Raw genomic sequence first — 19,336 nt, forward strand, 5'->3', positions numbered from 1 at the left:
GCTCAAGTTTGCCATAGTGCGATAGTGCGATCGCATCGCCTTATACCAATTTGAAAAAAGCAGGCGACAGATTGTAGGGGCAAGGCACTGCCTTGACCTCTAAAATATATTGATGTGTCGCTTTTCCCCCTTATCTCCATTCCCCCTGTACTGTAAAAGCTGCCCATTCATAAGGACTACGCCCGTCTTGCCATAACTTCGTTTGCGCTGCACGCATGGCGGAGGCTGGGGTTTTATTTTGCTGTAACATCTGTTTGTAAAATTCCTGCATTAATATTGATGTACCTTCATCGCTCACTTGCCATAGGGAAACTGCAACCCGTGCTGCACCTGCATACATCAAGCCACGTGTCAAGCCAATTAAACCCTCACCGTTGACATTCTTACCCAATCCGGTTTCGCAAGCACTTAAGACAATTAACTCTGCGGGATAATCTTGGTTAAATAAATCTGCCAAACGCAAATAGCCGCTAATAGGAGTGCCTTTTTGATCAAATAATGACAGTACAATACCGGATAACTGTGGCTGGTCTTGATTGACAAAGCCGTGAGTAGCAAAATGGAGAATGCGGAATTGATTTAAAGCTTTGCTGGTTGCTTGGTTGTAATTAGCATCAAAATTTAAAGCCTCTAAGCGGCTGGATGCTGGTAATAGTTTTAAAATTTCTTTGGCTTCGGTTGCGGTGTTTACTAGCCTATCCCAACCACTGCGTTTAAGGCTTCTGGCGGAACGTTCTAGGGCAGAACGTTCGAGTTCTAAATTTGAACCGACTGAGGTGTTTTCTGTTTTACCTGTGACTCGTTCATCAGTAGCGCTATATACTGGATCTGCAAGGATAGCTAAAGCTTTCGGTGCAGGTTTGCGGTTGGCGAGTTGTTGGCGTTGAAATGCAATGGTTGAGGCTGAGGGTAAATTGACGATTTCATGGTTTACCATCAGTGGTTGATATTTAGTAGCGCTTAAATCAGGTAACGCTGCAAAAGGAAGAGTTTGCAATGCACCATCAGCAACGATTACCAAACGCTTTCCTGGTAATTTATCGGCAACAGGTGCGAGGATAATTTGACTAAGTTTTTTGGAACTAGCAATAGTAGCTTCACTAACTATTGGTGATTTTAAATCTTGAATTAATTGTTGGGTAAGTTTTTCTATTTCTTGGCGTGGGGGGAGTGTGTAAACTTGCATTGATGTGGGAGTAACAGCCCATAAATAACTACGTTCTTCTCCCAAGGAATATTGCAACAGTAGAGTATCTTTATCGAGTTGTTGTTGAATTTGAGGCAATTTAAGAATGTTCTTTTCGGGGTCTATGTTACTCAATTGTGCGTATACTGGGCTAGTAGCACGAATTTTTGCTTGCAGTTCTTGATATTGAGTCAGAAGATTGCTGATTTCTTTGCTCAGTCTTTGAAGAGCTGCTTTAGTAACAAGGTCGTTTTTATTAGCTGATGTTTGTAAATTTTGCCGCAGTGTATCTTTAGCATCAATTTTCTGTCTTAAATCGCGTTCTTGTTGAATTAATTCAGGATTCGCACCTTTCAAAATTTTGGCATTTGCTTCATTCAACAGCTCAATGAGACTTCTAGCACGGGAGCGTTCGCTATAGTGCAGGGCTAAAGCATCGTATGCTTTTGATGGGTCTTTTTTGTGCAGTTCCATTAGCAGGTCAATGTAGAATTTATAAACACCCTGCTGTGTAGCAAAGTAGGAACTGCGGAGTTCTTTACTGTTAATTTTGGTGCGTAATTCTTCAATAATTTTAATCGCAGCTTCTATATTAGTGCGGGCTGCTTGCAAGTTGCCGCGACTTTGTTCTAAAAGAGCAATGTTACTCAGAGAAGTAGCTTCCCCTTCTCTATTGCTTACGGCACGATATAACAGTAAGGCATTGTTGTAAAATTCCCAGCCTTTTTGCTTTTCTCCTAAACCATCGTAAACTAGCCCGATATTATTGAGGGTAGTAGCTTCTCCTGCCTTGTCACCTACCGCACGCCGCAATGGCAGTGCATTGTTGTAATATTCTAAAGCTTTCTGCTTGTTCCCTAATGCATCGTAAACTGTGCCGATATTAGTGAGGGTAGTAGCTTCTCCTGCCTTGTCACCCACCTCACGCCGCAGCAGGAGTGCATTGTTGTAATATTCTAAGGCTTTCTGTTTTTCCCCTAATGCGTCGTAAACTACACCGATATTATTGAGGGTATTAGCAACGCCTGTCTTATCACCCACCGCACGCCGCAGTAGGAGTGCATTGTTGTAATATTCTAGGGCTTTCTGTTTCTCCCCTAATGCGTCGTAAATTCCCCCTAGATTATTTAAGCTAGTAGCTTCCCTGGCTTTGTCACCTACCGCACGCAATAGTGGGAGTGCATTGTTGTAAAGTTCCAAGGCTTTCTGCTTTTCCCCTAATGCATCGTAAACAGCACCAATATTATTGAGGGTAATAGCTTCACCAGTTCTGTTACCCACCCCACGATACAGTGGAAGTGCATGATTGTAATATTCCAAAGCCTTCTGCTTTTCTCCTAAAATATCGTAAACTCGCCCGATATTATTCAGAGTTATAGCTTCGCCTGTTTTGTCACCCACCGTACGCCGCAGTGGAAGTACATTGTTAAAATATGCCAGTGCTTTCTGCTTTTCCCCTAAATCTGAATAAATTAATCCGATATTATTCAAAGTAGTAGCTTCCCCGCGCTTTTCGCCCACCACACGCATTAAAGGGAGTGCATTGTTGTAATATTCCAATGCTTTCTGCTTTTCTCCTAAAGCAGAGTAAACCAGCCCGATATTATTAAGCGCAGTAGCTTCCCTCGCCTTATCACCTATCGCACGTATTAGTAGAAGTGCATTGTTGTAAAATTCTAGGGCTTTGGGCTTTTCTCCTAAAGCAGAGTAAACTCCCGCGATATTATTGAGGGTGGTAGCAATACCTAACTTGTCGCCCACCGCACGCCTTAATGGAAGTGCATTGTGGAAATATTCTAATGCTTTGCGCTTTTCTCCTAAATCGGAGTAAACCAGCCCAATGTTATTAAGGGTAGTAGCTTCCCCACCCTTATCACCTATCACACGTAGTAGTGGGAGTGCATTGCTGTAATATTCCAATGCTTTGGGCTTTTCCCCTAAATCATCATAAATTCTGCCAATACCCAAGAATGTAATAGCTTCAAATTGTTTATCCCCTACTTTGCGCCACAACAAAAGCGCTTCTTGCCATTTTTCTATTGCCTGTCGTAGTGATTCTGCTGTACCTTGTTTATAAAGTTGTGTGCCTTCATTCAAGGCTGTTTGTGCTGCGGTGCGGGTTGCATCTTTTGTTGTGGTTGGCTGTTGGGCAATTTGCGTTTGTTGAACTGTGGCGTTTGCCCCCACTGACTCGGATAATAAAGCTAGACTCAGCAAGCAGGTGAAAGTATAAAGCTTCAACATAATTCGTAGTTCGTAATTCGTAATTCGTAATTAAGAGGTATGAGAATTTATCCAGGCGTTTGAGTATTAATCTGTTGCTGGATTGAGGATAATGGGGATTATTAAGTTATTTTCAGTATCTACTGAGCTAGATGGGATTTAGTTTAAAGCTTGCATGAATATTGGCTGAGGCTGGTTTCAGTTTTGGCAACAAAATTTGAATAATTTGTCTGTTCATGGGGGTTCTTCCTCGGTTCCCTTATATTTATTTCTGAAAAGCGAGGACTTATGCAGTTTTCGCGTTTTGATGCCACATACAGCGTATTTTGCGTGAATTATGTATGCGGGTAGGGGTAAGGCGTTGTATAAATACCTTGCGCCCTCATCCCCTAACCCCTTCTCCCGCAGGAGAAGGGGAATTAAATCTCTGGCTCCCTTCTCCCTGTGGGAGAGGGGCTGGGGGTGAGGGCGAAAACCTAGCTACAAAGCGGGTTTCACTTTAAGTTGACACCACTGGGCATTGCCTTGCCCCTACAATCGTAAGTAACCACGCAAAATTAATTACAGTCATTGCGAGCGTAGCGAAGCAATCTCAACCCTTGCGATTGCTTCATTCCGCTCCGCTCCATTCGCAATGACATTTTGTAATTAATTTTGTTTAACTACTTATTGTCAGGTGATAGGATGCATTGTTTATGGATGCGTAGACATCGCATTGTTACCCGATGCAACTCAATTGCTATTCGATGCATTAACATAACAAGCCGATGCAATAGCTCAAGTTTGCCATAGTGCGATGATGCGATGATGCGATCGCAAATTGCTGCTAGGGACAAGCACTGGTAATAATAAACTCATGCCTGAGATTATATGGACATCTTATCTTCGCTATCGTGCAACTCAAAGAGGCTTTGATCTCGACCTAATTGAAAATATTCTACGCTTCTCTAGCGAACGATATTATGATGTAGAAACAGATCGGGCGATCGCAGTGGGTAAGCATGGTGAACAGCTAGTTTTAATTCCCTATGAGCAAAGTGACAACACCATTACGCCGATTACAATTCACGCCACAACTAGACAACAAATTAGATTTCGTCTAAAAACTGGACGGTTGATCCCAAATGTCTGACATCAAACAACAATTACCGCAAATAAATTATTTCCAAGACGAGGATGTTCTTCATCTACTCATCTCCGAAGAAACCGAATCAGCAAGTATTGAAATTAGCCCCAATGTCACTGCTGAACTAAATGCAGCTGGGGAGTTGATTGGCGTGGAAATTCTCAATGCCAGTCATTATATGCGAGATATGATTTTGGAATATATTCAGGGTAAGCTTTTGAACTTGGTTCGCAATAAAGTATAGCTAGCGATCGCAATTTGGTTGCTGACATAGCGAGGAATATTTTTTTGGAATTCCCTAATGCTGTGTCGGTGCGTTGCGCTGCGCGACAACACACCCTACGGATATGAAACTTTTAATGCCAGCAATGGAAAGTTTTGTTGAGCAATTATATTTTTAAATCTAAATTATTTATAGTGTATTTGTGCCTATATCTAGGATGATCAATATTTTTTACACTTAATATACCCAAAGAAAAATCAAACCATTACACAAATAATTCCGAATAAATAACCAATACAGCAAATAACATCAAATTAGAGTAAAGCCAAGCTTCTCTTTGATTGAGTATCAAAATTCAAATTATTTAATTGTTGAAAATCTTGGTTTATTTTGCAACCATAATTATCAGCATACTTATATTTTAAATAATAGGAACTTCTATTTTCCATAAACCATCTGGGTAAATGTAACCCAGAGTATTTGCAAGCATCACATTTTTCAGGTTTTGATATTAAGTTAATATCCCTAAAAGCTGATAAATTTATTAATGCTAGTGTCTATACTCGTAGTCAGGGGATCTAACAGGCGCGAGTTTTATGATGGAATGGTTAGTTAGCTGGGTAGCAAGTAATGCTTTAGGAATTCTTGTAAAGTCTATTCTCAATGAAGATTTTGCTAAGGATTTAGCCAAGGATTATGCAAAGGACTTTTTTAAAAGTGGTTTGAAGAATGCGGCTAAGATATTTAAAGAAGAACCAATTCAGAAAGCTGTAGCTGAAGCACTCCATCAATTTCTACAACTCGTAGAAGATGAGCTAAAGTCTTGCCAGCTTGCTGATAATGATATTAAGAAATTAAATAAGCCTCTCAAGCGATTTATTTGCCATCAGCCTGTAAAAGAAATACTCGGTAAAGCTTTTGATGGCGATTGTACGCGCTTAGATTATCAAAGTTTAGAAACTATTTGGCAAAGTCTCAATCTACCAGAGTTACCTGTTGATTTTAATTGGCAAGCGGTAACAGATAGTTATGTCGTAAAATGTCAGCAAATTCTGAAAGAGTCACCAGAATTGCGCGAGATACTCAATTCCCGTAACTTACAAGCAATTCAAATTAATAGCCAAGAAGCTGCGGGAATTATTCCTAACTTTGATTTGCAGCAATATCAAGAAGCAATTCGCGAACGTTATATCAATTTAAAATTAGATAGTTTGGATACTAGTGGTTATGCTTATAACGAATTGCGGTTATGGAGTATATTTGTCACTCCGAATGTGCGAGAAGTTCACCAAGTTTTACCTCAAGTTCACGAACTACCTAAAGAACATTTGCGGCGGATGCGCGACAGTAATCAAATAGCAGATGCAGCAATTTCTTGGGAAGAATTAGAACAATACGAACGGGTGTATTTTCAACAGCCGCTAGCTTCGGTGTTGGATATTGTTAATCAGCCACAAACTTATAAATATATTGTGATTCTAGGTGATCCTGGTTCTGGGAAGTCTACATTATTGCAATATTTAGCATTAGCTTGGGTGGAAAAAACGCTTGATCAAATCGGTAAGCGAGGTTGTTCTCTAGCGCCAATTCCCTTGTTGATTGAGTTACGCGCTTATATGCGGAATTATGATGATGGACATTGCAAGAATTTTTTAGAATTTTTCCATCAAAGTCCCGGCGCAATTTCGCATCTCAATCAGCATCAATTACAAGCACAGTTAAAAACTGGCAATGCTTTGGTAATGTTTGATGGTTTAGATGAGGTGTTTGATTCGGGAAAGCGTGAAGATATGATTACCGCAATTCATCGCTTCACCAATGAATATCCGCAAGTACAAGTAATTGTTACTTCTCGCGTCATTGGTTATAAACCGCAACGTTTACGCGATGCTCAATTTCGGCATTTTATGTTGCAAGATTTAGATAGCCAGCAAATTCAAGATTTTATTCATCGCTGGCATAATTTAACTTTTAAATATGAGGTAGATAAGCAAAGGAAGAAGGAAAGATTATTACGCGCCATTCATACCTCAAAAGCAATGGCAGAATTGGCTGGTAATCCCCTCATGCTCACAATGATGGCTATTCTTAATCGTAATCAAGAACTGCCAAGAGATAGAGCCGAATTGTATAAAAAGGCTTCAGAATTATTGCTGTATAAATGGGATGTGGAACGTGCATTATCCCATGAACAGCATTTACCCACAACCATTGATTATCAAGATAAACAGGCAATGCTGCGGCAAGTTGCCTATTATATGCAAACTAGTAAAAAAGGTTTAGCAGGTAATTGGATTAGTGCTTGTAATTTAGAAAAAATTTTCACTGATTATTTGAAAAATCTCGAAGTCAGCGAACCCAGAGATAAGGCGAGACGGTTAATTAATCAACTGCGGACTCGTAATTTTATGTTATGTTTTCTCGGTGCAGATTACTATGGCTTTGTGCATCGCACATTTTTGGAGTATTTCTGTGCTTGGGAATTTGTTTGGCAATTTAAAGAAGCGCAAACCTTATCTCTTAGTGAACTCAAGCAAGAAGTATTTGGTAAACATTGGCAAGATGAAACTTGGCATGAAGTATTGCGGCTAATTGCGGGAATGATTGAGCCAAGATTTGTAGCAGCCTTAATTGAATATTTAATGTTGCAAAATGGCGAACAGCAAAAGTTTACTAATCTATTTTTAGCGGCTAAATGCTTGGCGGAAGTAAGGAAGCGTTCAGTTATTGGGTTAACTGCTAATAAATTACTAGTGCAATTACAAGATTTAACCAAGTATGACCTTTGGTATTATTATGACCAATTATTTGACAATAAAGAAACGAAACTCGTTGAGGAAATTCGTACCCAAGCAGTGACAGCAATTGCTACTACTTGGAAAGATGATTTCAAAATCAAATCTTGGCTGAAACAGCGTGCAACTTTAGATGAGAATTGGCACGTACGATGTGCAGCAGTGCAGGAATTAGCACGTAACTTTGTTCATGATAGCGATACTATAAGCTTCCTCAAACAACGCACGATTATTGATGAAAGTTGGAATGTACGCCGCGCAGGTGTACAAGAATTAGCGCGGAATTTCTCCGATGATAGCAGTACTATACAGTTCCTCAAAGATAGAGCAATCGCAGATGAGGATGCAGATGTGCGTCGTGTAGCTTTAGAAGAGTTAGCGCGCAACTTCCACGATGATAGCAGTACTGTACAGTTTCTCAAAGACTGTGCGAGCGCAGATGATGCCGATATTCGCCGTGTAGCCTTAGAAGAATTAGCCTGCAATTTTCCCGATGATACTGAGACCATCAGCATTTTACAAGAGCGATCGCTCGCAGATGAGGATGCAGATGTGCGCCGTGTGGCTGTAGAACAATTAGCACGCCACTTTGCTGATGATGCTGACACTATGGGTATTCTTCAAGACCATGCTACCGTTGATGAGGATGCAGATGTGCGTCGTGTCGCTGTAGAACAATTAGCACGCCACTTTCCCTATGATGGCGATACCCTGAGCATCCTCAAAGACCGTGCTAATGTGGATGAGGATGCAGATGTGCGCCGTGTAGCTGTGGAAGCATTAGCTTGTCATTATCAAAACCATACAGATACTATAGGCTTTCTCAAATACCGCATCATTGCTGATAATGATAGCGATGTTCGCCAAAGCGCAATTCAAGGATTAGCCAGAAATTTTGCCGATGATACTGTTGTCAGCTTCCTCAAAACCCTAGCCACTGCTGATGAAAATTGGCAGGTGCGACGTGTGGCTGTAGCAGAATTAGCCTGTAATTTTAAAACTCAAAATGATATTATCAGTTTTCTCAAATACCGTGTGACTGTGGATGATGATGCCGATGTCAGACAAGCTACACTGCAAGCATTAGTAAGTAACTTTCCAGATGATGCCGAAATTATCGACTTGCTCAAAACCCGTGCGACTGTAGATGATGATGCTGATGTGCGCCGTGTGGCTGTAGAAGAAATCGCACGCAATTTTCTAGATGATGCAGAAACTATCAGCTTTCTGCAATATCGTGCCACACATGATGCTAGTTGGAATGTGCGCCTTGTGGCAGTAGCAGAGTTAGCGCGTAACTTCCCAGATGATGCAGAGATGATTTCTTTTTGGCAAACCCGCGCCACTGCTGACAAAAACTATTACGTGCGGCGTGCAGCCTTGCAAGCCTTAGCGCGGAACAGCCAAAATCATCCTGAGACAATTTGCTTCCTCAAATCTCGTGCTACCATTGATCATCATTGGCAGGTACGCCGTGCAGCTATAGAAGAGTTAGCCAATAATTTTCTAGATGATGCTGACATTCCCAGCTTCTGCAAATACTGCGCCACCACTGATCAAAGTTGGCAAGTAAGACAAACCGCACTACAAGAATTAGCGCGCCACTTCAAAGAAAAAGCCGAGATGTTTGAAATCTTTTATAACTGCGCCGTTAACGATCCCTTCCAGCGCCGTAACAGTTGGCAAACCAACCCGCGACGAGTAGCGCTAGATATTATTATCAAGCAATACCCCCATCATTCTCAAACCTTACCACTATTACAAAACAGAGTTAGTAATGATTTAGACATCAAAGTCAGGGAATTTGCTCAGAAGAAACTCAAAGAATTAGGTAGTAGGGTGGGTTAGCGTTCAGTGGTGTCGTGAAACCCGCTCTTGTGCAAGGTTTCGCCCTCACCCCCAGCCCCTCTCCCACAGGGAGATGGGAGCCAGAGATTTAGTTCCCCTTCTCCTGCGGGAGAAGGGGTTAGGGGATGAGGGCGCGAGGTATTTGTACAACGCCCTAAAGTCAATCCTTGGTGGTGCGTTAGCCTGCGGCGTAACACACCCTACCTCAATTACAGGTTTTTTTCCTTACAACAATTGAATCAGCAAAAGCAGATATTGCTTTCTCAAAAGTTGCTTTTGCTTTCTTCTTTGACTGTATTTAGCAAACAAAAGTAGATATTGCTTTCTCCAAAGTTGCTTGTGCTTTCTTCTTTGACTGTATTTAGCCAGCAAAAGTAGATATTGCTTTCTCCAAAGCTGCTTTTACTTTCTCATTTCAGTATATTCAGCAAGCAAAAGCAGATATTGCTTTCTCCAAAGCAGCTTTTACTTTCTCATTTCAGTGTATTTCGCAAGCAAAAGCAATTATTGCTCAAAATCCACCAGTGAGATTTATGTAACAATTAAGTAATAAATTTGACTAAAAATCGGCAAAAGTTGTATTTTAAGGATAGTTTGTGTCCTTCATCGACACCACTCGCCCGCACCTTGAAAACCGCATAACTTCTTTGACTGGTGTCGATTGCCTACGCAGCAAAGCTTTCAGGCTTTGACAGCTTGAGTTTATTGAGAATTTTTCGGAGCTATTGACACTCAAAAAAGTGGTGTCGATTGAGGGGTCTCAAATCCTCTCCTGGCAAGGTTTCCAAAAGTGAACTCTTTACAATCACCTCGCCCCGAAAGGGGATGGAAACAAAAAAGGTTTTCCTTTTTGTTTAAATGCAAGAGGGAGTACTTTACAATCACCTCGCCCCGAAAGGGGATGGAAACACCTAGATAACCCCCTGAAGCTGTTGATGCTAAAACTTTACAATCACCTCGCCCCGAAAGGGGATGGAAACTATTTGGTGTATTTTGATTAATTTCATTTACAACCAACTTTACAATCACCTCGCCCCGAAAGGGGATGGAAACCCTTCAGGGGTTACGGAAGCCTGTGCGTTTCCAATCTTTACAATCACCTCGCCCCGAAAGGGGATGGAAACTTTATAATGCAAAGCATTCATAAGACGCATTTCTATCTTGACGATCACCTCGCCCCGAAAGGGGATGGAAACGTGTAAGTCTTGAGGAAATCCAAACCTTGATAGAGCATGAACCTTGACGATCACCTCGCCCCGAAAGGGGATGGAAACCCCTGCTCATGATTGGTCAAGACCCGCAGAATGTCGTGGTCCTTGACGATCACCTCGCCCCGAAAGGGGATGGAAACTTTGAATAACAGGCCTATTCGCAAGCCATTGAAGGCAACTTTACGATCACCTAGCCCCGCAAGGGGATGGAAACCCGATCAGTTGCCGTCACGGTAACAGTTTGAGGCCCTTTACGATCACCTCGCCCCGCAAGGGGATGGAAACCCTGCTTTCCAAATGGTCATCTTCGCGCAGATGTCTTTACAATCACCTAGTCCCGAAAGGGGATGGAAACTGGATAGCGTTCTGATCTCCCCAAGCGCCGCCATCACCTTTACGATCGCATCGCCCCGCAAGGGAATGGAAACCGACGAATTGCCCAGCGCAGTTGAATTTCTATTTGCTTTGACGATCACATCACCCCGCAAGGGGATAAAAATCTATTAGTAGTAGGTGCAGTCACAGGAAAAGCATTCTCTAGGCGATCGCATCACCTTGTAAGGGCAGAGAAAAAGTGAAGATAAGCAGTGCGATCGCATATCCTCAAGCAAACATTGCCGTCCAGATCCCCGACTTTTTCAAAAAATTGGGTATCTAAATCCCGCGTCAATCCTCAGTGGTGCGTTATACTGCAGGCTGACGCACCTACCGCTTTGTGATTTGTCCTTTGTCAAAAAATGACCAATGACCAATGACAAAATGAAATTTTTCCGGATTTGAATTCAGGAAAATAGAGATCCTGATTTGATTTATACTTTTAGATTCGTCTGATTATCGAAAAGCTTGAAAGTTGTATGTCCAGCCCCAGTCCCGACACAGTTCGCGTTTATTTGCAAGAAATTGGTCAGTATCCCTTGTTAACAGCAGACCAAGAGATTGCTTATGGTAGGCAGGTACAGCAAATGATGGCCATCGAGCAACAAAAAGAAACGCTCCGCCAAAAATTAGATCGCGAACCTACTTTGAGTGAATTAGCTGCTGAAGTTGACAAGAGTGAAGCTGAGTTGAAACAGATACTCAAGCTAGGTCAACGCGCCAAGCAAAAGATGGTAACAGCAAACCTGCGGCTGGTAGTTTCAATTGCCAAAAAATATCAGCGCCGCAATTTGGAATTCTTGGATTTAGTTCAAGAAGGAGCAATAGGTTTGCAACGAGGTGCAGAGAAGTTCGATCCAAATCGCGGCTATAAGTTCTCAACTTATGCATATTGGTGGATTAGCCAAGCAATTACAAGAGCGATCGCAGAAAAATCTCGAACTGTTAGACTACCAATTCATATCACCGAAAAACTCAATCAAATCAAAAAAGTCCAGCGAGAACAGTTTCAAGCACTTGGACGTTTTCCCACAATTACAGAAGTGGCTGAAGCGTTAAACCTCCAACCCAACCAAATCCGAGAATATATGAGTGCTGCAAAACAGCCATTTTCTCTAGATTTAAAAGTGGGAGACAACCAAGACACCGAACTCAACGAACTTTTAGCAGATGAAGGTATTTCGCCCAGCGAACAGCTAACACAACAGCTGTTGCGTCAAGATATGGAAAATCTGTTAGCTTCTCTCAAACCCATGCAGCGTGAAGTCCTAATTTTGCGCTTTGGACTCGAAGACGATCAACAACTTAGTTTGGCTCAAATTGGGCAAAAGTTAAACGTCAGTCGCGAACGAGTCCGCCAAATTCAGCAGCAAGCTATCAATATCCTGCGTCGTCAACAACCGTCGATTGAACAGTACTTGTCTGTTTAGACAATAGGCGCAAGGCTTGTTGGTTAAGGGGAAAAAGGGGAAGGGTGAAAGCTATGATCTTTCCCTTTCCCCTTTCCTCTTGATTTCCTCAAAGACGCACGCCAAACAGTATGTGATACCATTTTGAAAAAAGAATGCGACAGATGAGTAGGGGCACGGCACCAGTAAGATATTTGATATGCCAAAAGATTGTGGATGCCGTGCCCTTACAAAGAATTTATCTGTCGCAAACATTATTTTGAATTGGTATGAGTTAAGAATTGTTGGTAAAGGGTAAAAAGGAAAAAGGGGAAGGGTGAAAGCTATTATCTTTCCCTTTCCCCTTTTCCCTTTAACCTTTACCCTGATTTACTCAAATTAGTCTAAGGTAGTTGACAAACCGGATCATCGGTTTAACGATAAACTGGGAAAAATCATTTGAGGTATGACTAATGGCAAAGACAAACGCAGCTAAAAGTGAAACACCTGTAGAGGAATCACCCGCAGTTGCAGATAATGAAGAGACAACAACAGTTGAAGATACACCTCAAGCTGCTGAGGATAGCCAAGACATTGACGAAATCTTAAACTCACTCAAAGCTTTACTGAGTGCTGTAGAAAAATTGCAAAAAGTCCGCCAAGAAGTTGGCGATATCAAACCTTTGGTAGTGCGGATGCTAGATGGCGAACTGCTTGTAGGCGAAGAACTCGAGCAACTCAAATCAGGGGTGAATGGACTGCTAAAGCTGGTGCGTGTTTACAGCGATCATCAAGCAGCACTCACGAAAGCACAACCTGCAAGAAACTTGCTAGATGAAATCCTCAAATAAGTAAGTCGTTGCAATCAAAGACGACTAGTACAAGTCGGCGTAAATAAACAGACCATCTGTAATTGCTAAAAGGCTTGTGCTATGAATATTCTTTCTTTTTATACCAATTTGAAAAAAGAATGCGACAGATTGTACGGGCAAGGCATTGTCCAGAGGTGTCAACTTAACGTGAAACCCGCTTGGTTGGAAGGTTTCGCCCTCACCCCCAGCCCCTCTCCCACAGGGAGAAGGGAGCCAGAGATTTAGTTCCCCTTCTCCAGGGGGAGAAGGGGTTAGGGGATGAGGGCGCGAGGTATTTGTACAACGCCCGCCCTATATCGCTTTTAGCTGAAGTTGACACCAATGGGCACTGCCTTGCCCTCTAGAATATTATTATTGGTTATCAGCGTACCCTGCGGGTAATCCTAAGGATAACTTGGAAATTAGCCGTTTACGCGTCTATATCTTCTGCCATTCCTGCGGAACGCTACGCGAACGGCAGTTAATTTTTGATTGCTATACCTTACCAATATGAGAAGCACTATAATACCCGCAATCATCTATTGGTAGGTTATACCATTTCATACTTCATACTTCAGCCTTCTTGTTCTTGCCTATAACCTACTACTTGGTAAAAGTAGAATATCTATCGTTTCACCTACTGCCAAACCCAATACCGCTAAGATTGTTAACACTAAAAATGCATCTAGTTTAGTAAAACCAGCAAACCGCAATTCTAAATCTGCTAAAAGCGTCGTTGCTACTGGTATCAGAAACAGGCTAAATAATAGCGACCAAGTTGCCACTATAGCAATTGATAGGCTTAAAAATAAAACCACAATTAAAGTTTGAGAGCCAAAATTAATTAAGCGCTCTAACCAAGAGAAACTTTTTCTAGCTATCGCTAGAGCCACAGCAGCAATAAAACCTCCTACTAGCCAAACAATGTGATGAACCGCAAGATACCATCCTAAAAGAGCGTAAGCTAACCAGAGTAATCCTAAAGGTATCCAAGGAATTCTGTGATAAAATTCTATATTCATAATATTTAAAAATTTAAATTTTACCAACTTGTAATTTTTTACTTTTAACTTAATTATTTATAATTATTTAATATTCTGCCCAGTCAACAAACTGCAATTTAAAACTTGACTTATTTTTTAATTTTTCCAATACAAGTACTCTGCTAACACTAGCTTAATGCACATCTCACCAAGCTTTTGGTTCATTAAGTTTTATGCCTAACCCACCATAAATCATTCTTGTTTCGTATAGAACATATGTAATGGTTTTTGATTTATTATGTAATAGTTTAGCTCTTTATTTGCGACAATATTATAGCATAAACTCAGGTTTATGCCCAGAAATGATTAATATATTCCTTTAGATATATATCAATAAATAACAAGCAAAACTCTTGGCAGATATACGAAGACTTCTCTTTTGATAAACCTATAATTGAAGCCTTGCAAATCTAATTTCCGACAAGTCAGTAACCAATTTATAAAAATTAATTTCTCTTAATAGAGGGTTTTAATTATTTGCCAATAATATACTGACATTATACTGTCGGCAAAGAGTATATTTAATTCAAATTACTAGGGTGCAAAGCTAAAGTTAATAACTAGCCTCAGCCTCTACGCGTCCGCATAACCTCAAATGTAGGGTTTTCAAATTGGAATTTGCGTAGTGGTAATAGGCATCAACCATCAAGGTGTCAAGCTATAACGAAAGGTAAATAATATGTCTGTTGAGCAAATACTACAAAAAAATTTGGTAGCAGATGAAAATCTGCCTGGTGTTGTCAGAAGCGATGTTAAGTACGAACCGGCTAAACCCAATCAATTAAACATACCTGATGTTGCCATATCTTTAACTCCTCTGGCTTTACTAATTAGTTGGATAGTTTTCTTTTTAATGTTGCGAAAAAGCCAAGCAATTGTAGATAATAAACGATTTTTTATAATTAATAGTATAAAAAAAGTTCCTTGTAAAAATTGTCAATATTATTCAAACAACCATTATCTCAAATGTGCAGTGAATCCTTCTCTAGTAATGACAGAAGAAGCAAAAGAATGCCCTGAATACTTACTTGATAAAAGCAAATCACACAAAAATATTTTTGGTAGAAATGATGATTCTGAGTAGTGAGTGCTGAGAAAATACTACTCTTTGCTCTGCCCCTGCCGACATTCTCTGACAATATTTTCCACAAATTTGCAAAAATTATTACTTTGCACTAATTTTTTGTGTACCTTTCTGGTATAATTCACAGAACCTCTCGCATCAAAAGCTAGAACTTAGCTTTCGCAGTCGTAATTGTTAGCACAAAAAATTTATTCCTTCTAAATTAAGGCCCTCTTGCCTAAGAGGGTGATTTGTTAATTTATACTTATGATTCCTACCCTAATTTTAGCTTGGATCGTATTTGCAATCTTGTGGAAAATCGTGAAGACAACTATCAGGACTGCACTGACCGTAGCTGCGATTCTCATCTTATTAAATATCAGTTTTGGTATTACTCCCCAAGATATTTGGGATATGATCGCTAATTTACCGCAAACGCTCTCGCAAATACGTAGTGGTAAATAAAAAGTATGAAGGATGAAGTAGCAAAACTTTCATTGAAAGCGGCGGGAAACTCCATCCCCTTGTGGGTGAAGAGGGACAGCCGCCCCGCCGCATGGGGCATTGGGCATTGGGCATTGGGCATTGGGCATTGGGCATTGGGCATTGGTAATTTCTTCGCCATGCCCCATGCCCGATTCCCCATGCCCAAAAACTCCATCCCCTTGTGGGTGGAGTTTTTCATACTTTATCCTTCACCCTTCTCAGTTAGTTATTGTGTAATGAAGAAGCTCTTGCTAATGCATCTTTGACGCTTGCAGGTAGCTGACGCATGATTTTGCCTCGCTCACGGTCTAACGCTACTAAAGTTACTTTAGCAGTTGCGTAAAGTTCCTGCCCATCAGTGGAGGTGATAGCGTAATCCCAATTAATTCTTACACCTGTGACATCCGCCATGCGTGTCTTAACTAATACGGCTTTACCTAATTGAATAGACCGATGGTAGCGCACGGAAAGTTCTACAACTGGTAAATCGCAGCCTAAAGCTACTAAATCTACATACTCAATGCCAATAGACCGCAAACATTCTATCCGTGCTTCCTCCATCCAATTGAGGTATGTACCATGCCAGACAACGCCTGCATAATCGGTGTGGTGGGGTTGGACTCTTACAGGATAAGCAAACCAATTTTCAGATGTATGATTTAATGGGCTGTCAATGGCACTAGTTGGTGGTAATTGGGGTTGACTTGATTGTGCTTGTGACATCTTGCAATTTTTGAATAGCTGTAAATTTTTACATTGAATAGCTTGACACAATTATTCAAGACTTGTTCAAGCCAACTCTTTTCTATTTTGGGATCAAAAACAATAGTTAGAACTAAAGTTGCAGTATCAGAGCAATTTTTGGAGGGTGAGTATTGTTGTATATTTCCTCTCAACCCTGATGAGAAGTAGTTTCTACTCTACAATTGACTACCGTCAGTGAACTCTTGCCGATTGTGGAATTAAAAGCCAGCCAAAACTCAATACAGTTCAGTTAAGCTGATTAGCCATTGATTTGTCACTTATTAAAGAAGCCAGCTCAATTGGGGGATTCTCCCCCAAACCCCCGATTGGGTGACGGTTGCGTCCCCCAAACCCCCTCCAAAATTATTGTTCGGTTTTTTTGTTGAATAACTAGTTTTTTGGTTTTGTTATCAATTAATTTTCCTAACTGAACTGTATTTAGCCAAAACTAAAGTTTGAGCATAAATTTCTGGGAAAATGTGTAAAATTTAAAAGTTCAGCATCTACGCTCCCCAAAATCGGGAGCGTTTTGTTATGCGCTCTTATTTTCAGCGATTCAATTTTTTTGCCTTTTCTATCCTGGTCTTTCTAGTTTCTAGTTGTACAAACCTAGATAATAAACAGGTAAATTCCCCTGTCAGCACACAACAAGGCTCAACAGCAACGCCTCAGGTTTCACCACAGAATCAGCAAGAATCAGAAATCAAACTGCTAAATGACGAGGCTGTTAATATCTTGCAGCAAGGTCAGTTTCAAGAAGCATTACAGAAATTAGAGAAAGGTTTACAGATTAGCCAAGACAAAGGAGAACGTTTTTGGGAAGCTGTCACCTTAAATAATATTGGCAGGTTATACCAAAAACAAGCTAACTACTCACAAGCACTCCAGTCTTATCAGCAAGCTTTAGTAATTAATAGAGAAATTGGCGATCGCGTTCAATTGGGTAAAACTTATAGTAATATCGGTTACTTATTTGATATTCAAAACCAACCAGAGTTAGCAATTTTCTTTTACAAGCATTGTTTGATTAATCGTGAAATCGCGCGCTTAACTCCGGCATTACTTTCGGCACCGCAACCAGATGCCTATAACGTTACTGTTGCCCAAACATATCGGATTTTGGGGGAAAAACTCCTGAAACAAGGACGTGTAGTAGAAGCACAACGGAGTATGGATCTCCTCAAAGTTGAAGAACTCGAGGGATTCCTTAAAGATGTACCAGGTAATCAACGCACCGCTAAAGGTATTGAGATTGCCCCAGGAGAAAAAGTAATTAAACAAAAGTTAGAGCAAACTGGCAATAATGCTGTAGAACTGGGTAAAGAGTTAACAAAACTTCGCAAAATTGCACCCGAACAGCGATCGCCAGCACAAAAACAGCGGCTCGAGCAATTAGTATTAGATCAGCAGAAACTTTTAGAGCAATTCAACAATTTTATTGCCAGTCCAGCAGTTAAGACACAACTAGAGCAACTTAGCGTTACAGCCAAGCGACAAAGTTTAGATTTAGCAAGTATCAACGAACTGAGAGATAATTTGGCTCGTTTATCGCAAAAATCAATTCTTATCTATCCTTTGGTCTTGGATGATAGCTTGGAATTGGTTGTTGTTAGCCCAGAATCTGTACCAATTCATCGTAAAGTTGCCGTCACACGTGAACAGCTTAACCAGACAATTGCTACCTTTCGCCAGCAGCTACAAACTCCTGAACGTAACGACACAGTCATCAAGACAGCTAACCAGTTATATAACTGGCTGATCAAACCGATAGAAAATGAAATTAAAGCTTCAGGCGCAACGAATTTGATGTACGCACCTGATGATCAGTTACGCTATATTCCTCTGGCTGCTTTACATGATGGCAAACAATGGCTGGTGGATCGCTTCAGTGTGAACTACATCACTGCTGCTAGTTTGACTAACTTTAATACTCCACCAGCATCTAGTTTGCGGGTTTTAGCTGGCGCTTTTACTAAGGGTAACTATCAAGTTGAAGTGGGTAATCAAAGGCTAGCTTTTTCTGGCTTACCATTTGCCGGTCAAGAAGTGGAAGGTTTAGCAGCTACGATCCCCGGAACACAAAAACTAATTGATGAAGCTTTCAGTCCCAAAGCAACTATCCCCCAAATGGATGATTATTCCATTGTCCATTTCGCAACTCATGCAGCCTTTGTGGTAGGTAAACCCGAGGATTCATTTATCTTATTTGGCAATGGCGATCGCGTGAACCTGAGAGATGTCGCCAACTGGTCTTTAACTAATGTAGATTTGGTAGTTTTAAGCGCTTGCGAAACAGGTTTGGGAGGCAAATTAGGTAACGGTGAGGAGATTTTAGGGTTTGGCTACCAACTGCAAAAAACTGGCGCTAGAGCAACTATTGCTTCCTTATGGTCTGTAGATGACGGCGGTACTCAAGCATTGATGAGCGCTTTTTATGCCTTGTTATCTCCAGGTAAGCTAACAAAAACTGAAGCCCTTAGACAGGCGCAACTTGCATTGATTCATGCAGACTCTAAGGTAAAAAATAAAAATGTTCCGATAGCAACGAGTAGTGGTTTGAGCCACCCTTACTATTGGGCACCTTTCATTTTAATTGGCAATGGATTGTAATAACTTCGAGTTTTTTGAGTCTGTGGCTGATATCAGCAATAAAACAATCAATTAATGGTAAGAGTGAATGGGTAATCAATGGGCAAAATCACCCAAAATTACCGATTCCCAATTACCAGATAGTGCTTGATGCTTTTTCGTAAATAACCCATTCGACCAAGAAT

At 40.9% G+C, this 19,336-nt stretch carries 12 protein-coding genes; 8 read left to right on the plus strand and 4 right to left on the minus strand.

Annotated elements, in window-relative coordinates:
* Positions 1-130: 130 nt before the first annotated feature.
* Positions 131-3,430: a CHAT domain-containing tetratricopeptide repeat protein gene (locus HGR01_RS02960; protein WP_045871958.1), complete on the minus strand. Its 3,300-nt coding sequence runs from the start codon at positions 3,428-3,430 to the stop codon at positions 131-133.
* An 835-nt stretch (positions 3,431-4,265) separates the two neighbouring features.
* Here HGR01_RS02960 and HGR01_RS02965 point away from each other — a divergent pair.
* From HGR01_RS02965 to HGR01_RS02985, 5 genes are all read left to right on the plus strand, one after another.
* Entirely contained in the window at positions 4,266-4,541 is a 276-nt protein-coding gene (locus HGR01_RS02965; protein WP_045871959.1) for a hypothetical protein, read from the plus strand.
* A complete protein-coding gene (locus HGR01_RS02970) occupies positions 4,534-4,779 on the plus strand; it encodes a DUF2283 domain-containing protein (protein ID WP_045871960.1) in 246 nt (81 codons plus the stop codon). The genes HGR01_RS02965 and HGR01_RS02970 overlap by 8 nt, the downstream gene beginning before the upstream one ends.
* A gap of 575 nt (positions 4,780-5,354) precedes the next feature.
* A complete protein-coding gene (locus HGR01_RS02975; RefSeq protein WP_045871961.1) occupies positions 5,355-9,401 on the plus strand; it encodes a HEAT repeat domain-containing protein in 4,047 nt (1,348 codons plus the stop codon).
* Between the two features lie 2,065 nt (positions 9,402-11,466).
* Positions 11,467-12,417: an RpoD/SigA family RNA polymerase sigma factor gene (locus tag HGR01_RS02980; protein WP_045871962.1), complete on the plus strand. Its 951-nt coding sequence runs from the start codon at positions 11,467-11,469 to the stop codon at positions 12,415-12,417.
* Positions 12,418-12,848: 431 nt separating this feature from the next.
* Entirely contained in the window at positions 12,849-13,226 is a 378-nt protein-coding gene (locus HGR01_RS02985; RefSeq protein WP_045871963.1) for a hypothetical protein, read from the plus strand.
* Between the two features lie 593 nt (positions 13,227-13,819).
* Here HGR01_RS02985 and HGR01_RS02990 read toward each other — a convergent pair.
* On the minus strand, positions 13,820-14,248 hold the full coding sequence (locus HGR01_RS02990) for a hypothetical protein (RefSeq protein WP_045871965.1): 429 nt from the start codon (positions 14,246-14,248) through the stop codon (positions 13,820-13,822).
* Positions 14,249-14,948: 700 nt separating this feature from the next.
* Between HGR01_RS02990 and HGR01_RS02995 the strand changes: the two genes are divergently transcribed.
* Both HGR01_RS02995 and HGR01_RS03000 read left to right on the plus strand, forming a co-directional pair.
* On the plus strand, positions 14,949-15,353 hold the full coding sequence (locus tag HGR01_RS02995) for a hypothetical protein (RefSeq protein ID WP_045871966.1): 405 nt from the start codon (positions 14,949-14,951) through the stop codon (positions 15,351-15,353).
* Positions 15,354-15,599: 246 nt separating this feature from the next.
* A complete protein-coding gene (locus HGR01_RS03000; RefSeq protein WP_045871967.1) occupies positions 15,600-15,797 on the plus strand; it encodes a hypothetical protein in 198 nt (65 codons plus the stop codon).
* A gap of 29 nt (positions 15,798-15,826) precedes the next feature.
* Here HGR01_RS03000 and HGR01_RS03005 read toward each other — a convergent pair whose 3' ends face one another.
* Together HGR01_RS03005 and HGR01_RS03010 are read right to left on the minus strand one after the other, a co-directional pair.
* Positions 15,827-15,964, minus strand: coding sequence for a hypothetical protein (locus tag HGR01_RS03005; RefSeq protein WP_155539411.1), 138 nt, complete (start codon positions 15,962-15,964; stop codon positions 15,827-15,829).
* Between the two features lie 76 nt (positions 15,965-16,040).
* The gene (locus HGR01_RS03010) at positions 16,041-16,541 is read right to left on the minus strand and encodes an acyl-CoA thioesterase (RefSeq protein ID WP_045871968.1); all 501 of its coding nucleotides are present in this window, start codon (positions 16,539-16,541) and stop codon (positions 16,041-16,043) included.
* A gap of 555 nt (positions 16,542-17,096) precedes the next feature.
* Here HGR01_RS03010 and HGR01_RS03015 point away from each other — a divergent pair.
* Positions 17,097-19,172: a CHAT domain-containing protein gene (locus tag HGR01_RS03015; RefSeq protein WP_052335284.1), complete on the plus strand. Its 2,076-nt coding sequence runs from the start codon at positions 17,097-17,099 to the stop codon at positions 19,170-19,172.
* The last annotated feature ends 164 nt before the right edge of the window (positions 19,173-19,336 follow it).

It is taken from the genome of Tolypothrix sp. PCC 7712 (assembly GCF_025860405.1).
Lineage (GTDB): Bacteria > Cyanobacteriota > Cyanobacteriia > Cyanobacteriales > Nostocaceae > Aulosira > Aulosira diplosiphon.